Annotated in this window: 17 protein-coding genes; 11 read left to right on the forward strand and 6 right to left on the reverse strand. The window is 61.2% G+C overall.

The genetic code is table 11. From position 1 onward, the window contains the following. Positions 1-677: sugar kinase (locus ACFFAR_RS06215; protein ID WP_375507643.1), on the forward strand; the 677-nt coding region annotated here is incomplete at its 5' end. Positions 678-681: 4 nt separating this feature from the next. After that, positions 682-1,965, forward strand: a complete 1,284-nt coding sequence (locus tag ACFFAR_RS06220) for a D-tagatose-bisphosphate aldolase, class II, non-catalytic subunit (RefSeq protein WP_375507644.1) — start codon at positions 682-684, stop codon at positions 1,963-1,965. Positions 1,966-1,987: 22 nt separating this feature from the next. Here the strand turns inward: ACFFAR_RS06220 and dut are convergent, their stop codons facing one another. The 6 genes from dut to ACFFAR_RS06250 all read right to left on the reverse strand — a co-directional run bounded on the left by dut (position 1,988) and on the right by ACFFAR_RS06250 (position 9,192). Beyond that, entirely contained in the window at positions 1,988-2,434 is a 447-nt protein-coding gene (dut, locus tag ACFFAR_RS06225; protein ID WP_174363684.1) for a dUTP diphosphatase, read from the reverse strand. Beyond that, positions 2,431-3,444 carry an MsnO8 family LLM class oxidoreductase gene (locus ACFFAR_RS06230; RefSeq protein ID WP_174363685.1) on the reverse strand — a complete coding sequence of 338 codons (1,014 nt, stop codon included), beginning with the start codon at positions 3,442-3,444 and terminating at the stop codon, positions 2,431-2,433. Before ACFFAR_RS06230 ends, dut begins: the two co-directional genes overlap by 4 nt. A gap of 14 nt (positions 3,445-3,458) precedes the next feature. Continuing rightward, positions 3,459-4,676 carry a bifunctional phosphopantothenoylcysteine decarboxylase/phosphopantothenate--cysteine ligase CoaBC gene (gene coaBC / locus ACFFAR_RS06235; RefSeq protein ID WP_174363686.1) on the reverse strand — a complete coding sequence of 406 codons (1,218 nt, stop codon included), beginning with the start codon at positions 4,674-4,676 and terminating at the stop codon, positions 3,459-3,461. Between the two features lie 32 nt (positions 4,677-4,708). Further along, complete coding sequence (gene lspA / locus ACFFAR_RS06240) at positions 4,709-5,209, reverse strand: signal peptidase II (RefSeq protein ID WP_061998718.1); 501 nt, start codon at positions 5,207-5,209, stop codon at positions 4,709-4,711. After that, entirely contained in the window at positions 5,209-8,055 is a 2,847-nt protein-coding gene (gene ileS / locus ACFFAR_RS06245; RefSeq protein WP_174363687.1) for an isoleucine--tRNA ligase, read from the reverse strand. The genes lspA and ileS overlap by 1 nt, the downstream gene beginning before the upstream one ends. 147 nt (positions 8,056-8,202) lie before the next feature. Next, positions 8,203-9,192 carry a bifunctional riboflavin kinase/FAD synthetase gene (locus ACFFAR_RS06250; protein ID WP_061998720.1) on the reverse strand — a complete coding sequence of 330 codons (990 nt, stop codon included), beginning with the start codon at positions 9,190-9,192 and terminating at the stop codon, positions 8,203-8,205. A gap of 168 nt (positions 9,193-9,360) precedes the next feature. On the opposite strand from ACFFAR_RS06250, the gene purN reads away from it, so the two are divergent. The 9 genes from purN to ACFFAR_RS06295 form a co-directional block, all read left to right on the forward strand. Next, a complete protein-coding gene (gene purN / locus ACFFAR_RS06255; RefSeq protein WP_174363320.1) occupies positions 9,361-10,011 on the forward strand; it encodes a phosphoribosylglycinamide formyltransferase in 651 nt (216 codons plus the stop codon). Continuing rightward, the gene (locus ACFFAR_RS06260; protein ID WP_062169417.1) at positions 10,008-11,309 is read left to right on the forward strand and encodes an RsmB/NOP family class I SAM-dependent RNA methyltransferase; all 1,302 of its coding nucleotides are present in this window, start codon (positions 10,008-10,010) and stop codon (positions 11,307-11,309) included. The genes purN and ACFFAR_RS06260 overlap by 4 nt, the downstream gene beginning before the upstream one ends. A 280-nt stretch (positions 11,310-11,589) precedes the next feature. Then, positions 11,590-12,786 (forward strand): acyl-CoA desaturase, encoded by a 1,197-nt coding sequence (locus tag ACFFAR_RS06265; protein WP_061998723.1) that lies wholly within the window; start codon positions 11,590-11,592, stop codon positions 12,784-12,786. 154 nt (positions 12,787-12,940) lie between these two features. Further along, entirely contained in the window at positions 12,941-14,071 is a 1,131-nt protein-coding gene (gene nadA, locus ACFFAR_RS06270; protein ID WP_174363319.1) for a quinolinate synthase NadA, read from the forward strand. After that, entirely contained in the window at positions 14,072-14,959 is an 888-nt protein-coding gene (nadC, locus tag ACFFAR_RS06275) for a carboxylating nicotinate-nucleotide diphosphorylase (protein WP_174363318.1), read from the forward strand. A gap of 315 nt (positions 14,960-15,274) precedes the next feature. Continuing rightward, on the forward strand, positions 15,275-16,141 hold the full coding sequence (locus ACFFAR_RS06280; RefSeq protein WP_086382525.1) for a transporter substrate-binding domain-containing protein: 867 nt from the start codon (positions 15,275-15,277) through the stop codon (positions 16,139-16,141). Positions 16,142-16,198: 57 nt separating this feature from the next. Continuing rightward, complete coding sequence (locus ACFFAR_RS06285; protein WP_061998727.1) at positions 16,199-16,921, forward strand: ABC transporter permease; 723 nt, start codon at positions 16,199-16,201, stop codon at positions 16,919-16,921. A gap of 26 nt (positions 16,922-16,947) precedes the next feature. After that, the gene (locus tag ACFFAR_RS06290; protein WP_061998728.1) at positions 16,948-17,715 is read left to right on the forward strand and encodes an ABC transporter permease; all 768 of its coding nucleotides are present in this window, start codon (positions 16,948-16,950) and stop codon (positions 17,713-17,715) included. Positions 17,716-17,732: 17 nt separating this feature from the next. Next, positions 17,733-18,331 (forward strand): ATP-binding cassette domain-containing protein (locus tag ACFFAR_RS06295; RefSeq protein WP_375507645.1); only part of this gene is annotated, 599 nt, incomplete at its 3' end.

An 18,331-nucleotide genomic window follows, 5' to 3' on the forward strand; every position in this document is an offset into this window, starting at 1 on the left:
CGGGCAGCGCGTTCGTGACGTACCGTGAGGACGGCGATCGGGATTTCATCTACAACATCACGAACAGCGCGTCGGCGCAGTTGTCGGTGGCGAATCTTCGTGAAGACCTGCTTGCAAGCTGCGGCAATTTTCACGTGATGGGATCGTCGCTGTTTTCTTTTCGGATTATCGAAGCGATGAAACAGGCGATCGAAACGGTCAAGACGAATGGCGGGACGGTAAGTTTCGATCCGAATATCCGCAAGGAAATGCTGCGGATTCCGGAAATGCGCGATGCGCTCGACTTCATCCTCGATTACACCGACGTCTTCCTGCCAAGCGGGCATGAAGTGACGTTGCTCGCGAGCGCGACGTCGGAGCGTGGGGCTATCGACGAGCTGCTCAAGCGCGGCGTGAAGGAAGTGGTGGTGAAGCGCGGTGCGGAAGGCTGCAGTTTCTTCGATGCCAACGGCGAGACGCATCGCCCGGCGTTCAAGGTCGAGGAACTCGATCCGACGGGCGCGGGCGATTGCTTCGGCGCGACGTACATCAGTTGCCGCGCCCAAGGCATGGACGTGGAGGCGGCGCTCAAATATGCGAGCGCAAGCGGGGCGCGGGCGGTCGGCGTGAAAGGCCCGATGGAAGGCACGGCGACCTTCGCCGAGCTCGACGCGTTTTTGAAAACAGCCACGGAGTAATGTCATGAATTCGATCGTCTCGCGCTTGAGCAATGCACATCCCGCTTCGGCATGGCTTGCCGGCATCTATTCGATTTGTTCCGCGCATCCGTGGGTGCTGGAAGCGGCCATGCGGCAGGCGCTGGAAGACGGCACGCCGTTGCTGATTGAATCGACATCGAATCAGGTCGACCAGTACGGCGGCTACACGGGCATGAAGCCCGCCGATTTCGTGGAGTTCGTGCGCTCGATTGCAAAGCGTGTCGGCTTCCCGCATGAGCATCTGATTCTCGGCGGCGATCATCTCGGACCGAACGCATGGCGTCATTTGCCGGCTGAAGAAGCGATGAAACGCGCCGATGCGTTGATCGATGCGTATGCATCGGCGGGATTCACGAAGATTCACCTCGATACCAGCATGGCTTGCGCCGATGATCCCGAGCGTTTGTCGGACGCAGTCGTCGCATCGCGCGCCGCGCGTTTGTGCGCGATGGCCGAAGCGGCCATAAAGCGCGCGAGTCTCAGCGTGAGCCCGGTGTATGTGATCGGCACGGAAGTGCCGGTGCCCGGCGGCGCGGCCGAAGAACTTGAGATCGTTGAACCGACATCGCGCGCAGCCGCAATTGAAACGGCTGCGGTCCACAAAAAGGCGTGGGAAGAGCAGGGCGTAGAGGACACGTGGCCGCGCGTGATCGCGCTGGTCGTGCAGCCGGGCGTGGAATTCGATCACACGAAGGTGATCGACTATGTGCCGTCGCGTGCAGAGTCGTTGAAGAGCGCGCTGGACGATCTGCCCGGCATGGTTTTCGAGGCGCATTCCACCGATTACCAGACCTCCGAAGCGTTGACGGCATTGGTCCGTGATGGCTTCCGCATTCTCAAGGTTGGTCCGGGCGTGACCTTCGCGTTGCGCGAGGCGCTTTACGCGCTGGCGGACATCGAAACGCAGTTGGTCCCCGCGGACAAGCGCTCGAATCTGCGCTCAGTCGTCGAGCGTGTGATGCTCGACAAGCCAGGCAACTGGGAAAAGTATTATCACGGCGATGCCGAACAGCAGCGCGTGTTGCGCACGTACAGTTACAGCGATCGTGTGCGTTATTACTGGGCTGATTCGGAGATCACCAAAGCCGCGCAAAAGCTGCTGGATAACCTGGGCGCCTTGAAGATTCCGGAGAACCTGCTCAGCCAGTTTTTGCCGGATCAATATTGGGCAGTGCGGCGCGGTCAGTTGAAGAACGAGCCGCTCGCGCTGGTCCAGGATCGCGTGCGGCAGGTGATCAGGACTTACGCGGCGGCGTGCCGCGCGTAAGCGCTTTTTAGTTGGCCGAAGCTCAGTGCTTGCCCGTGCTGCCGAAACCACCGGCGCCGCGCTCGCTCTGGGCGAAGTCATCGACAATATTGAACGTTGCCTGGACCACCGGCACGATCACCAGTTGCGCAAGGCGTTCAAGCGGGTTCAGCGTGAACACCGTATCGCCGCGATTCCATGTCGAGATCATCAGTTGCCCCTGATAGTCCGAGTCGATCAAGCCGACCAGATTCCCGAGCACCACGCCGTGTTTGTGACCCAGGCCGGAGCGCGGCAAAATCAGCGCTGCATAACCCGGATCTTCGATATGAATCGCCAGGCCCGTGGGCACGAGCGTGGTCTGACCCGGCTCGAGCGTGATGGGTGCGTCCAGGCACGCGCGCAGATCGAGTCCGGCGCTTCCCGACGTGGCGTAGGCGGGCAAGTAATCGCGCATGCGCGCATCGAGGATCTTGATGTCGAGTTTCATGAGTTCTGTTTGTTGAGTTCGAACGCTTCAGTCAGCAGTTCATACGAGCGCAGACGCGCCTGATAACTTCCCGCCACCGTCAGCACGATCAGTTCGTCGGCATCGAAACGTTGCTGGAGTTCATGCAATTGTTCGGTCACGCGCTCCGGCGTACCGATGATGCTGCGATTCTTTTCGCGCGCAATGACGTTCAGTTCGCGTTCGCCGAACGCCTGGTTCGCCCCTTGCGCAATGGATGGAATCGGCATGTTCAGCCCATAAGCCATTTGCACGCGGCGCAGATCCACGGCGCGTTCGAGCGCGGCCGCTTCGGTTTCGGTATCGGCGCAAATCACGAATACGGCGGCGGCAAGATAAGGCTTCGACCCATTACGCGATACAAACCGTTCGCGATACGCCTCCGCCACCCGATGCCCGTATTGCGCGTTGATGAAATGCGCGAACGCGAAGCGAATTCCCAGTTGCGCTGCGAGCAAACCGCCAAAGTCGCTGGAACCGAGCATCCACAATTCAGGACGCGTTTCGATTTCAGGCTGCAGCAAAACGCCGTGCGCGAGATGATCGTCGGGGAGGGTGCCGTCGAACAAACCAACGAGTTCGCCGACCTGCTGCGGAAAAATATCGCCGCGATTGTAGTCGCCCGCGGCCACCGCCTGCGCCGTGCGCATATCGCCGCCGGGCGCGCGTCCAACGCCCAGGTCCACGCGGTTCGGGAACAGCGCTTCGAGCATCAGGAATTGCTCGGCCACCTTGAACGCGCTGTAGTAGGGCAGCATGACGCCGCCCGAACCAATGCGGATCTGCTGCGTGATGCTGCCAATGCGCGCCAGCAAAACCTCCGGACACGGATTCGATACCCCCCGCAAACCGTGATGCTCCGCGCACCAGTAACGCGTGTAGCCGAGGTCATCGGCGAGGCGCGCCAGATCGAGCGTGGCCGCGATGGCGTCGGCGGTGGTGTGGCCGTGAATGACCGGTGTTTGGTCGAGTACGGAGAGTCTGGTTGGCATGGCGGTCCATCCGGTCAAGACAGCAGCGATCCGCCGCGCGGCACACGCTTCGCAATTTCGGCGATGAGCAAACGGGCCAACAGTTTTTTATCGGCGCGCGGCAGGCGTGTAATACCCGATGCTTCGAACAGCACGACCTCGTTGTCGTCCAGACCGAACGTCAGCGGCCCGAGATTGCCGATCAGAAGCGGCACATTCTTGCGGGCGCGTTTTTCTTCGCCATGCACTTCGAGATCGCCGCTTTCCGCCGCAAAACCGACGCAATACGGCGGATTCGGCAAACGCGCGACGGTCGCGAGAATGTCCGGATTTTCGATGAACGTGAAGGTGGGCATGGCGTGGTCAGCGGCCTTCTTGATCTTGTGTTCGCTCACTTGATCGACACGCCAGTCGGCGACCGCCGCCACCGCAATGAAGATGTCCGCATCGGCTGAAGCGTGCAGCACGGCGTCGTGCATCTGCTGCGCGGTCTGCACATCTTCCCGATCCACGCCCCAGGGCGTTTCCAGCGTAACCGGACCGGCGACCAGATGCACATCGGCCCCGGCCTGAGCCGCCGCACGCGCCAATGCAAAACCCATCTTGCCAGATGATCGATTGGTCATGCCGCGCACGGGATCGAGCGGTTCGAAGGTCGGGCCGGCCGTGATCAACACGCGATGCCCTTGCAGGATCTTCGGCTGGAAGAACGCGCAGATCGCTTCGAACGTAGCCGAGGGTTCCAGCATCCGGCCATCGCCCACCTCGCCGCACGCTTGTGCGCCGGAGTCCGGACCGAGCACCTGCACGCCATCGGCACGCAGTTGCGCGACGTTGCGTTGCGTCGCCGGGTTCTGCCACATCTGGCGGTTCATTGCGGGGACGACGAGCAGCGGACAATCGCGCGCCACGCACAACGTGGAGAGCAGATCGTCGCAATTGCCATGCGCGAGCTTCGCGATAAAGTCGGTGGACGCGGGCGCGATCACGATTGCATCGGCTTCACGCGACAAATCGATATGCGCCATGTTGTTCGCAATCCGCGCGTCCCATTGCGACGTGTAGACGGGACGCCCGGACAACGCCTGCATGGTGACAGGCGTGATGAACTGCGTGGCGGCTTCGGTCATGACGATCTGAACCGTCGCGCCGGCTTTCACCAGCAGCCGCGTGAGCTCAGCAATCTTGTAGCAAGCGATACCGCCCGACAGGCCGAGTACCAGATGCTTTCCTGCGAGTTCTGCCGTGTCCAACGCTGCCTCCAAAAAGCTCGCCGTAAGGCGGGTTACTTCGCTCCGCGCACGCGCCGCAGTTCGTCGAATACGAGCAGCACCGCGCCAATGGTGATCGCGCTGTCGGCGAGATTGAACGCCGGCCAGTGCCATCCGTTGACGTGGAAGTCCAGGAAGTCGATCACGTGCCCATAAGCCACGCGATCGATCACATTGCCAAGCGCGCCGCCCATGATCAGCGCGAGCGCCGTGCAGAACAAACGCTGCGTGCCGTGGCGCTTGAGTAAATAGACGATCACGATCGCCGCGACCACGCCGAGCGCCGTGAAACCCCAGCGCTGCCATCCGCCGGCGGCAGCCAGGAAGCTGAACGCCGCGCCCTTGTTATAGACAAGAAACAGGTTGAAGAACGGCGTAAGCGCGTGGGGTTCCGCGTAGCTGAACACCCGCGCCACAGCGATCTTCGAGAGTTGATCGAAGAGAATCACGATCAGCGACACACCCAGCCACGGCGCGAGGGAACCACTGCTTTGTTTCGACATCGTTCTTGCCATTATGCTGCGCTCCGCTTTTCGCCTTCACCGAAGAGGTTGCTGATACACCGGAAGCACAAGCCGGGATGTTCCGCCGATGCCCCCACGTCCGCCGTGTAATGCCAGCAGCGCTCGCATTTCAGATACTTCGATGCAATCACATCGACGCCTTCGTCCGCTTCGCTCGCCACTTCCACGACCTGCGCCGCCGAAGTGATCAGCACAAAGCTGAGGTCGTCGCCGAGACTCGTCAGCGCCTGATAACGCGCGCCGCTTGCCCGCACTTCCACTTCAGCCTGCAACGACGAACCGATCAGGTTGGCCGTGCGCGCTTCTTCCAGCGCCTTGGTGACGTCGCCGCGCGCCGAGCGGATCAGCGTCCACTTGTCGAGCAGCTCACCGGCATCCGGTACTTGCGGGTAGTCGTGATAAACCTCGGTGAAGATCGTATCGCGGCCGGGTTGCAGGACCTTGTACGCCTCTTCCGCCGTGAACGACAGATACGGCGCGACCAGGCGCAGCAAACCATGGGCGATATGATGCAGCACCGTCTGCGCCGCGCGGCGTTCGCTCGAATCGGGCTTCATGGTGTAGAGCCGATCCTTCAGCACATCCAGATAGAACCCGCCGAGATCTTCCGAGCAGAACGTCGCGAGCTTCGACACCACCGGATGGAACTCGAACTTCTCGTAATGCGCGAGGACATCGTCTTGCAGGTTCTGTGCGAGCGCGACGGCGTATTTATCGATCTCGAGCCATTCTCCGACCGGACGCGCGTCCTTCTCGAAGTCGAAATCGGAGAGATTGGACAAGAGAAAACGCAGCGTGTTGCGAATCCGCCGATAGGTCTCCGTCACGCGTTTCAGGATCTCTTCCGAGATCGCGAGCTCGCCGGAATAATCCGTCGATGCAATCCACAAGCGGATGATTTCCGCGCCCAGCCGGTTCGACACTTCATGCGGATCGACGCCGTTGCCGAGCGACTTCGACATCTTGCGGCCTTCGCCATCGACGGTGAAGCCGTGGGTCAACAGCGCGTTGTACGGCGGACGGCCATCGAGCATGGAAGCCGTCAGCAACGACGAATGGAACCATCCGCGATGCTGGTCCGAACCTTCCAGATACAAGTCGGCCGGGAACTGCAGCGAATCCTTGTGCGAGCCGCGCAGCACGTGCCAATGCGTCGTGCCGGAATCGAACCAGACGTCGAGCGTGTCGCGATTCTTTTCGTACATGTTGGCTTCGTCGCCGAGGAGTTCTTGGGGATCGAGCGTTTGCCATGCCTCGATGCCGCTTACCTCCACGCGCTTTGCCACTTCCTCAAGCAGTTCCAGCGTGCGCGGATGCAGATCGCCCGTTTCCTTGTGCACGAAGAACGCCATCGGCACGCCCCATTGGCGCTGACGCGAAAGCGTCCAGTCCGGGCGGTTCGCAATCATGCTGTACAGGCGCTGCTTGCCCCAGGCCGGGAAGAACGCGGTGTTCTCGATGCCTTCCAGCGCGGTCTCGCGCAGCGTGCGTGAGGTGTCGTTCGGCTTCACGTCCATGCCCGCGAACCACTGCGACGTCGCCCGATAGATGATCGGCGTCTTGTGGCGCCAGCAGTGCATGTAGCTGTGCGTGTACTTCTGGGTCTTGAGCAGCGAGTGCGCGCCGCGCAGCGCTTCGATGATCTGGTCGTTCGCTTCCCAGATCGACAGGCCGCCGAAGAGCGGCAACGACTCGATGTACCGCCCATCGCCCATCACGGGGTTGATGAAGTCGGCGTCCGTCATGCCATGCGCCTTGCACGAGATGAAGTCTTCCACGCCATATGCCGGCGACGAATGCACGATCCCCGTGCCGCTTTCCGTCGTCACATAGTCGCCGAGAAACACCGGCGCCGTACGCTTGTAGCCCGGATGCGCCGCGCTCAGCGGATGGTGAAAACGCAGGCCGCTCAGCTTCTCGCCCGTCGTGGTCGCGACGGTCGTGCCGGTCACGCCGTATTGCTTGAGGCACTCCTCGACACGTTCTTCCGCCAGGATCAGCAGACCCTTTTCGGTATCGACGAGGCTGTAGACGATCTCCGGATGCACGTTCAGCGCCTGGTTGGCGGGAATCGTCCACGGCGTCGTGGTCCAGATCACGATGCCGCCTTCCGCCTCATTGCCACCCTTCGGCAGTTCGGTGAGTCCGAAAGCCTGCGCGGTTTTTTCCGGCTCGGCGAAGGCGAACATCACGTCGATGGTCGGATCCGTCTTGTCCTTGTATTCCACTTCCGCTTCGGCCAGCGCCGAGCCGCAATCGAAACACCAGTTCACCGGCTTCAGCCCGCGATACACATAACCCTTCTCGACGATCTTCCCCAGCGCACGGATTTCGCCCGCTTCGTTGACGAAGTTCATGGTCTTGTACGGGTTGTCCCAGTCGCCGAGAATGCCCAGCCGACGAAAACCCAGCTTCTGCTTTTCGATCTGCTCGCTCGCATATTTGCGGGCCTTTTCCATCACTTCGCGCGCCGGCAAGGACTTGCCGAACTGCTTCTCGATCTGGATTTCGATAGGCATGCCATGGCAATCCCAGCCTGGCACATAAACCGCGTCGAAGCCCGCCAGGTTGCGCGCTTTCACGATCATGTCCTTCAGGATCTTGTTCACCGCGTGGCCAAGATGGATGTCGCCGTTCGCATACGGCGGGCCGTCATGCAGGATGAATTTCTTGCGGCCCTTGCTGGCGGCGCGGATCTTCTCGTAGATCTTGTTGTCCTGCCATTCCTTCACCCATTGCGGCTCGCGCTTGGGCAAGTCGCCACGCATGGGAAACGGTGTATCGAGCAGGTTGACCGGATATTTCGACTGGGGCTTGGCTTCTTTCTTGTTGCTCATGAATGACTCGATATGGATTCGATGAAGCGGCGGTTCCGGACTTGGATGGCATCCGGGAACGGGCTCGAAATGCTTGAAAAGGTATCCGCGATGTGATGAGCGAGGCAGCGGGCAGCGCGTCGGGATTTGCGTCCCGGCACTACGCGCTCACCTAATTCGGTCCGTTGCCGACGTTGCGAAACCGCTGTCGCGGCCGCTTGAATTGACGTCGGCGGCGAAATACGCGCGCGCGTTTGTCACGTCGCGGGCGATGGCCGCCGTCAGGGTTTCGAGGTCCACGTACTTTTCCTCGTCACGCAGCTTTTGCAGGAATTCGATCCGCACGAGCTTGCCGTAGGCGTCGCCATGCCAGTCGAGCACGAAGGTTTCGAGCAGGACGCGGCCGGAATCATCGACGGTTGGTCGTATTCCGAGACTCGCCACGCCCGGCAACGGCTCGGCCGCAAGTCCATGCACGCGCACGGCAAAAATCCCCGCGAGCGCCGGCCGCTTGTGCGCGATCGGGACGTTGAGCGTGGGAAAACCGAGATCGCGCCCGAGCTTTTGCCCATGGATCACGTGTCCGCTGATGACATAGGGGCGTCCGAGCGCGAGCCGGGCGGCGTCCAGGTCGCCTGCAACCAGCGATGCGCGTACGCCCGAGCTCGAAATGCGCGCGCCGTTCAGGTCCGCGACGGTCGCCATCTGCTCGACTTCGAAGCCGTATTTGTGTCCCGCCGCTTCGAGCGACTCGAAATCGCCGGCGCGTCTGGCGCCGTAGCGGAAATCGTCGCCGATCATCACCCAGCGCGCATGCAGCCCGTTCACGATCACATCTTCGACAAACCTGTCCGGCGACTGCGCGGCAAACGTCTTGTTGAAATGCTCGACCACGACGCGGTCCACCCCGTTCGTGCGCAGCGCTTCGAGCTTGTCGCGCAACATGGCGATGCGCGGCGGCGCGCCGGCGGGATTGAAGAATTCGCGGGGATGCGGCTCGAAGGTCATCACGCAGACCGGCAGCCCGCGGGCGTTCGCGGCGGCGCGGACGTGCGCGAGCAGTGCCTGGTGACCGCGGTGGACACCGTCGAAATTGCCGATGGTCAGCGCGCAGGGCGCGCGGCTCTCGGCATTGGGTAGGCCGCGAAAGACTCTCACGATAGCGGTTGGGTCGGCGGTTGACAGTTAGGTGGGCTGCAGCGCCACGAGCACGATTGCTGCAAAGCGTCCGATTATAAACGCTCGCACGGATCGGCGGACGCCGCGCCCGCGCTGGGCGACGCCGAATCGGACGGTTTTACGGGCATCGAATGATAAAATCGCCCGATGAAAAAAATTGTCATCCTGATTTCCGGGCGGGGTACCAACATGGAAGCCGTCGTGCGGGCCTGCGCGCGCGAAGGCTGGCCGGCCCGGGTGGCCGCTGTCATCTCGAATCGCCCCGATGCCGCCGGACTTGCGTTCGCGGCGGCAAATGGCATTGAAACACATGCGGTCGATCATCGCGAATTCGAGTCCCGCGAAGCTTTCGATCAGGCGCTTGCACGCAGTATCGATCGTTTTGAACCGGATCTCGTCGTGCTCGCGGGCTTCATGCGCGTGCTGACAGATCCGTTTGTCCAACGTTACGCGGGACGCATGATCAACATTCATCCGTCGCTGCTGCCGTGCTTTCCGGGGCTGAAAACGCATCAGCAAGCCCTCGATGCCGGCGTGCGCCTGCACGGCGCAAGCGTCCATTTCGTCACGCCGACGCTGGATCATGGCCCGATCATCGCGCAGGCGGCGGTGCCGGTCATGGCCGGCGACGATCCGGCCGCGCTCGCCATTCGGGTGCTGGCCGCAGAACACATTATTTACCCACGCGCGGTGCGCTGGTTCGTCGAAGGGCGTTTGGCCCTCGACGGCGAGCGTGTCGTGCTCACGCCACCAGAGCCGCAATGGCTCTTTGCCGACATTGCCGGGGAGGGCGTATGAGGCTTCATGGATTTTTGATAGGACAAACAGAGACGTTGCTGGCGGACGTATTGCGTTTCAGCGGTCCCGCCGACGCCGCCACCAGCCGTTTTTTCCGCGCGCACCCGAAGCTCGGACACAACGAACGCGGGGTTATCGCGGAAGCGGTATTCGCGGTCCTGCGCCGGAAGATGGAGTTTTCGCACCTCGCGGAAAGCGGCTCGGGCAATCTGGCGCGGCGTCTCGCGTTGCTGGGATTGATGCAGACGGCGGGTTTGTCGGCGGTAAAACCGTTTATCTCCGCCGATGAATACCAGTGGCTCAACCAGGTTTCGAAGATCGATCCGGGCAGCCTGCCGGTGCGCGTGCGCACGAACTTGCCGCAGTGGATCTACGACGCGATGACCAAGCGGTTCGATACCGACGAACTCGCCCAGCTCGCCGCCGCGCTGAATTACCCGGCGCCGCTCGATTTGCGCGCGAACCCGATCAAGGCCACGCGCGATCAGGTGATCAAGACGTTGACCGAAGCGGGAATCGATGCCGGTGAAATGCCGTTCGCGCCTTATGGCGTGCGGGTGGACGGCAAGCCGGCGCTCACGCGCCTGCAACCGTTCCAGGACGGCTGGATCGAGGTGCAGGACGAGGGCAGCCAGCTTTTGTGCTCGCTGGTTGCGCCCCGGCGCGGCGAAATGATCGTGGATTTCTGCGCGGGCGCGGGCGGCAAGACGCTGGCGCTGGGCGCGATGATGCGCTCGTCAGGCCGTCTCTATGCCTTCGACGTGTCGGACCGCCGTCTTGCGAAACTCAAGCCACGCCTCGCTCGCAGCGGTTTGTCGAACGTCAATCCGGTGTTGATCGACAGCGAGCACGACGCCAAGATCAAGCGGCTGGCAGGCAAGATCGACCGTGTTCTCGTCGATGCCCCCTGTTCGGGCCTTGGCACGCTGCGGCGCAATCCGGACCTGAAATGGCGTCAATCGCCGGAATCGGTCGCTGAACTGACGCCGAAGCAGCTATCCATCCTGACCAGTGCGGCCCGGCTCGTGAAAGTGGGCGGCCGTCTCGTCTACGCAACATGCAGCATGCTCGAGGCGGAAAACGAGGGCGTAGTGACGCAGTTCCTCGCCTCGCACCCGCTGTTCAAGCTGGTCCCGGCGAAAGATGTGCTCGCAGAACAGCGCATTGACCTCGACACTGGTGACTACCTTCAACTGTGGCCGCACAAGCACGGAACGGACGGTTTCTTCGCGGCGGTGCTCGAACGCCTCCCGAATCCGGCAAAAGAGACACCTGTTGAAGAGGTCGCCGCCGAATAAGCGGTATCTGCCTCTCTTGACCACGGAATGACAGCCATTCCGTGGTCAAACTCTGAAAAACGACGGAATTGGGGTTAAGTGCACTTGAATCAGCGCGTTTCCAGCGGTCAAAATTCCCGTTGCTTTTGCGCGAAATCAAAAATTTCCTCCATGCACACAAAGACTTGGAACGCTTGACGTAAAATGCCGTCGAACCACGTGCATAATCCTTTCATGCACCCAACAGCCGTCGATACTGTTTTCGTTCGGCTAAATTTCACCGCCTTTTAGGTAAATTGCCTTGCTGAATTCATCGCTTGAATTTCTCGCCAACGGTTTGCTGGACCTTACGTGGTGGCAAATCCTGTTGTTCACGCTCGTGATGACGCACATCACGATCATCGGCGTGACCGTCTACCTGCATCGCTGCCAGGCGCATCGCGCGCTGGAGCTGCATCCGGCTGTCAGTCACTTCTTCCGTTTCTGGCTGTGGATGACCACCGGCATGCTGACCGGCCAATGGGCCGCGATTCATCGCAAGCACCACGCCAAGTGCGAGACCGAAGAAGATCCGCACAGCCCGCAAACGCGCGGCATCTGGAAAGTCCTGCTCGAAGGCGCCGAGCTTTATCGTTCGGAAGCCAAGAACGAGGAAACCATGCGCAAGTTCAGTCACGGCACGCCGAACGACTGGATGGAACGCAATGTCTACACGCGCTACCCGATTCTCGGCATCAGCATCATGATGGTGGTCGACGTTGCGCTGTTCGGCATCGTGGGTCTTTCGGTCTGGGCCGTGCAGATGATCTGGATTCCGTTCTGGGCCGCCGGCGTGGTCAACGGTCTTGCTCACTGGTGGGGTTATCGCAACTTCAACTCGTCGGACGCCAGCACGAACATCTTTCCGCTCGGCATCCTGATCGGCGGCGAAGAACTGCACAACAATCACCACACGTACGCCACGTCGGCGAAGCTGTCGAACAAGTGGTACGAATTCGACATTGGCTGGATGTATATCCGCATCATGTCGGCGTTCAAGCTGGCCAAGGTCAAGAAGATCGCGCCCACGCCGCGTTTGTCGGCATCGAAGCCCGTGCTCGATCACGACACGCTGCAAGCCGTCTTGTCGAACCGCTACGAAGTGATGGCGCGTTACGGCAAGGCCATGAAGCGTGCGTATCGTCAGGAATTGTCGAAACTGAAGGACGGCGGTTCCACCGATAAATACCAGTTGATGCGCGGTGCGCGCAAATGGGCGCACAAGGAAGAAGCCGGTCTCGACGAGCCGCAACGCCAGCAATTGCCGGCGCTGTTCTCGGACAACCACAAGCTGCGCACCTACATTGAGTTGCGCCAGGATCTGGCTGCCATGTGGGACCGTTCCAATGCGTCGCGCGAACAACTGCTCGCGCAATTGCAGGACTGGTGTCATCGGGCGGAGCAGAGCGGCATCAAGGCGCTGCAGGATTTCGCATCGCGCCTGCGCCGGTACGCCTGACGAGTGGTCTGAACCACGACCTGAAACGCAGAAACCTTCGTCACTGATATCCGCTAAAATTTCGTGACGTTACGAGACCCCGCTCTGGCGGGGTTTTGTCGTTTTGGAACGGCAACATGCGCGCCGTTTTTACGAGATTGGAGACAGGCAAGCGATGGAACAGGCGATAAAAAGCGTCGAGTACGACCTGCCGCAAGGGTTGACGTGCGGCATCGGCCAAGCATGGGCGAAAGTGCCTGATGCGCCGTCGCAGGAAGAGAGGCGCGAGTTGAAGGAGCGCATTCGCGCGTTGCTCGTGCGCGAGAAAGCGGTGTTGGTCGCACATTATTATGTCGATGCCGAGCTGCAAGAGCTCGCCGATGAAACCGGCGGTTGTGTAGCGGATTCGCTGGAGATGGCGCGCTTCGGGCGCGACCACGCAGCGCAAACGCTGGTTGTGGCCGGCGTGCGTTTCATGGGCGAGACGGCGAAGATTCTCAGCCCGGAAAAGCGCGTGCTGATGCCCGATCTGGACGCCACGTGTTCGCTGGACCTCGGTTGTCCCGCCGACGAATTCTCGGCTTTCTGCGATGCACATCCCGACCGCACGGTTGTCGTGTACGCGAATACCAGCGCGGCTGTGAAGGCGCGGGCGGACTGGATGGTGACATCGTCGATCGGGTTGGAAATCGTTGCCGACCTGCACGCGCGTGGCGAGAAAATCCTCTGGGCGCCGGACCGGCATCTGGGCTCGTACATCCAGAAGAAAACCGGCGCCGACATGCTGCTGTGGCAAGGCTCGTGTCTCGTGCACGATGAGTTCAAGGGCATCGAACTCGATCTGCTGCGGGCCGAATATCCCGATGCAAAAATCCTCGTTCATCCGGAATCGCCGGAAGGCGTGGTTGCGTTGGCGGACGTGGTGGGGTCGACCACGCAATTGATCGATGCCGCCGTCAAGCTCGACGCGAAGCGTTTCATTGTTGCGACCGATCTCGGGATTCTGCACAAGATGCGGCTTGCGGCGCCGGGCAAGGAGTTCATCGAAGCGCCGACCGCCGGCAATAGCGCGAGCTGCAAGAGTTGCGCGCATTGCCCCTGGATGGCCATGAACGGGCTGACCAATCTCGCCGCGGTGCTGGAGCGCGGCAACAACGAGATTTTCGTGGATCGTGCGACCGGTGAACGGGCGCGTGTTCCTATCGACCGGATGCTCGACTTCGCAGCGCGTCACAAGAAGCGCGTGCAGGCGAGCGGCGATCTGGCGAAGGATGGTTCGTTGTTTTCAAACGTTGGAGCGGCGTGAATGACTTCTGCCAGTCAGTTGGTTTCCCCTTTATTCGATGAAATCCGTGCGCAATACGGCGCAGCCTTCGACCAGGCGCTTGCACGCAACGTGACCGATGCGCTTGCCGAAGATATCGGCGATGGCGATCGCACCGGGCTTCTGGTCCCGGCGAAGATAGAAAGGACAGCGCGGATCATCGTTCGCGAGGAAGCGGTGCTTTGCGGCGTGCCCTGGTTCGAGGGCGTGATGCGGCGCGTGGATGAATCGATTCGCGTTGAATGGCTTTATCAGGAAGGCGCGCGGATGCGTGCTGATTCGCCCGTTGTGTTGCTGCGCGGCCCGGCGCGTGCGCTGCTCACCGCGGAGCGCAATGCGTTGAACTTCCTGCAGTTGCTCTCGGGCGTGGCGAGCGCGACGCGGCGCTTTGTTGACGCAATAGACGGCACGCGCGCGCAGATCCTCGATACCCGCAAAACGCTGCCCGGCCTGCGTCTCGCGCAGAAGTACGCGGTCCGTGTCGGCGGCGGCGCGAACCAGCGGCTCGCACTTTATGACGGCATCCTGATCAAGGAAAACCACATTGCCGCCGCCGGCGGCGTAGGCGCGGCAATGGATTCGGCGCTCGCGCTGAATGCCGGCGTGCCCATCCAGATCGAAGTCGAAACGCTGGAGCAGCTCGAGACCGCGCTCGCGCATCGGGCGGAATCCGTTTTGCTCGACAACTTCAGCTTCGACGCCATGCGCGACGCTGTCGGCCTGACGGCCGGACGCGCAGTGCTGGAGGTATCGGGCGGCGTGAACTTCGATAGCGTGCGCACGATCGCGGAGACCGGCGTGGACCGGATTTCGATTGGCGCATTGACGAAGGATGTGCGCGCCACGGATTATTCGATGCGTCTGGAATAACGCGTTGAGTCCACGACGATCATGGCGTGCAACGCGCCATGATCGAGGTTTTCCCCTGCATCTCGCACAATGTCGTGTCTAGACAACTTTGCGACGTTCCCCCCAAAGTGCGCTGTTTTTTCGCCGAATTCGTTCCGTTAATCCCCGTAACTTCCCCGTAAGCCTTGTCCGTCAAGCCGCTCGGTATTTTCCCTAGGTTTTCGCGCCCGCGAACAAAAATCGTTGCCAGTCCTTTTTGTTCAATGCATGCTTGTCTATACAAGTTGGCGATTCGCCAATCGGTCAATCACTCATTTTCGGAAAAGTGGCTCAACTATGACAGGCAAAATGAACTTGCTGGCTCGACTGGCGGCATCGGTGGCCGTTGGTGTTATCGCGCTCGGCGCCGCCAATGCGCAGGCGAAGGACTGGAAAACCGTCACGATCGCCACCGAAGGCGCGTACGAACCGTGGAACCTCACGCTGCCCGGCGGCAAACTCGGCGGGTTCGAGCCGGAGCTCATCCAGAACGTGTGCGATCGCATCAAGATCCAGTGCAAGCTCGTGACGCAGGACTGGGACGGCATGATCGCCGGGCTGCAAGCGGGCAAGTTCGACGTGCTCATGGACGCGATCTCGGTCACCCCTGAACGCGAAAAGATCATCGCTTTCTCCCGGCCTTATGCATCCACGCCGGCCGCGTTCGTCGCTTCCGGTGACGCGCCTGCTGCGCTTGCGAAGCAGCCCGGTGCCGGGCAAATCGTGAAACTCACGGGCGACGCAGCCCACGACAAAACCACCGTCGATGCATTGCGCGTGGCGCTGAAGGGCAAGACCATCGGCATTCAGTCGGGCACGGTGTACACGAAGTTCATCGATACGAACTTCAAGGACGTTGCCACCATCCGCGAGTACAAAACCGCGCCGGAACATGACCTGGATCTGGTGGCAGGCCGCATCGATGTCGCCTTCGACGACAGCACGTACTGGGCATCGGCGTTCGCCAAGCCGGAAAACAAGGGCCTGGCCTTCACAGGACCGAAGATCTCGGGACCGGTCTGGGGTCCGGGCGAAGCGCTCGCATTCCGCCAGTCTGACAAGGACCTGAAGGCCAAGTTCGACGAAGGCATCGCCGCGGCGCTCGCCGACGGCACCGTCAAGCGTCTTTCCATGAAGTGGATGAAGGTCGACGCCACGCCTTGATTTGATCGCTGCCTGATCAACGCCCCCAGGACGATGCAACACCGCAGGAGATAAAAGATGAATCTGGTTCAACTACTCGGCTTCGGCGAGCAAGGGTGGGGCGGCGCGTTGCTGGTCGCGCTGCTCATGACCGTGCTTCTGACCATCGCCGCACTTGCCGTGGGCGCTGTGTTCGGCGCGATGGTCGCGTCCGCGAAACTGTCGCGCAGCCGCACGCTGAGGGTTATCGGCGATGCGTACACCACGCTCTTTCGCGGCATTCCCGAACTGCTGATCATCTATCTCTTTTACTTCGGCGGTTCTTCGGTGGTCACCGCCGTCGGGCAGTTTTTTGGCGCCGATGGATTTATCGGTGTGCCGCCGTTTGTGGTCGGCGCGCTCGCCATCGGGCTGATTTCGGGCTCCTATCAGGCGGAGGTTTACCGCTCGGCGGTGCTGGCCGTGTCCCGTGGCGAGATCGAGGCGGCGCGCGCCATTGGCATGTCCACGCCGACGCTGTGGCGGCGCGTGCTGATCCCGCAAGTCGTGCGTTTTGCGCTGCCGGGGATCGGCAACGTGTGGCAGTTGAGCCTGAAGGATTCGGCGTTGATCGCGGTGACGGGGCTCGCCGAACTGATGCGCACGAGCCAGGTCGCGGCCGGATCGACGCATCAGTACTTCACGTTCTATGTGGTCGGCGGGGCGCTTTACCTGATCCTCACGAGCCTGTCGAACCGTGTCTTCGATCGCGCTGAAGCGCGCATCGGCCGGTCGTTTCGCAGCACGCTTGCGCGCCATTAAGACGAACGTACCAAGAGAATCCGACCATGAACATCGATTTCGAATTTCTCGGCGATACGTTGTCGAAACTCCTCGCCGCCGTGCCGACCACACTCGGGCTTTTCTTCGCCTCGCTGATTGTGGGTGGCCTGCTTTCGCTCGTGATCGTCGCGATGCGCGTCAGCCCCAACTGGGCGATAAACCGGTTCGCGCGCGCGTACATCCTGGTGTTTCGCGGCTCGCCGCTCCTGATCCAGATGTTCCTTGTTTATTACGGGCTGGGGCAATTTCCCGCGGTCCGCGCGAGCATCGTCTGGCCTGTGCTTCGCGAGCCTTATGCGTGCGCGATTCTTTCGCTGGCGTTGTGCACCGCAGGTTATACCGCCGAGATCATCCGTGGCGGTCTGCAGTCCGTGCCGCATGGCCAGATTGAAGCGGCGCTCGCATGCGGCATGTCGCGCTGGACGGTGCTGCGCCGGATCATCGCACCGATCACGCTGCGCTATGCGCTGCCTGCGTATTCCACCGAAGCCGTGCTGCTCGTCAAATCGACGGCGCTCGCAAGTCTCGTCACCGTCTGGGACGTGACCGGCGTCGCGCAGCAGATCATCCAGCGAACCTACCGGACCATGGAAGTGTTCGTCTGCGCCGCGGCCATTTATCTCGTGCTGAATTTCATCATCGTGCGTGCGCTCGGGATGCTCGAAAAGAAGCTCTCGCCGCATCTGCGTGATCGTAACGAAACGGTATCGAAGAAACCTGTGCCTGCATCGCTCAAGGCAACGACGGTGCCAAACACGCATATCGATTCCTGAATCGGAGGGAGAAACTCATGAACACCAGCAGCTCCATTGCGCTCTCCGCGAGCAACATCCACAAGTCTTTCGGCGATGCGCACGTGCTCAAGGGCATTTCCCTCGATGCGCACGAAGGCGACGTGATCTCGATCCTGGGTGCGAGCGGCTCGGGCAAAAGCACGTTCCTGCGCTGTATCAACATGCTTGAAACGCCGGATGACGGCGAAGTGAAACTGGCGGGCGAAGCCATCGAAATGAAGCGGGGCCGCGATGGGCGTCTGCAGCCCGGCAACCGCAAGCAGGTCGACCGGATTCGTTCGCAACTCGGCATGGTGTTCCAGAGTTTCAATCTCTGGTCGCACATGACGGTGATGCAGAACGTGATTGAAGGTCCGTTGCGCGTGCAGAAACGCACCCGTGCCGAGTGCCTTGAAGAGGCGGAGCAGTTGCTGACGAAGGTCGGTCTTTACGAGAAGCGCGATGCGTATCCCGCGCATCTGTCGGGCGGTCAGCAGCAACGTGTCGCCATTGCGCGCGCGTTGGCCATGCACCCCAAGGTCATGCTCTTCGACGAACCCACGTCCGCGCTCGATCCGGAACTCGTCGGCGAAGTATTGCGCGTGATGCGCGCGCT

It is taken from the genome of uncultured Caballeronia sp. (assembly GCF_964243625.1).
In the GTDB taxonomy this organism is placed as follows: Bacteria; Pseudomonadota; Gammaproteobacteria; order Burkholderiales; family Burkholderiaceae; genus Caballeronia.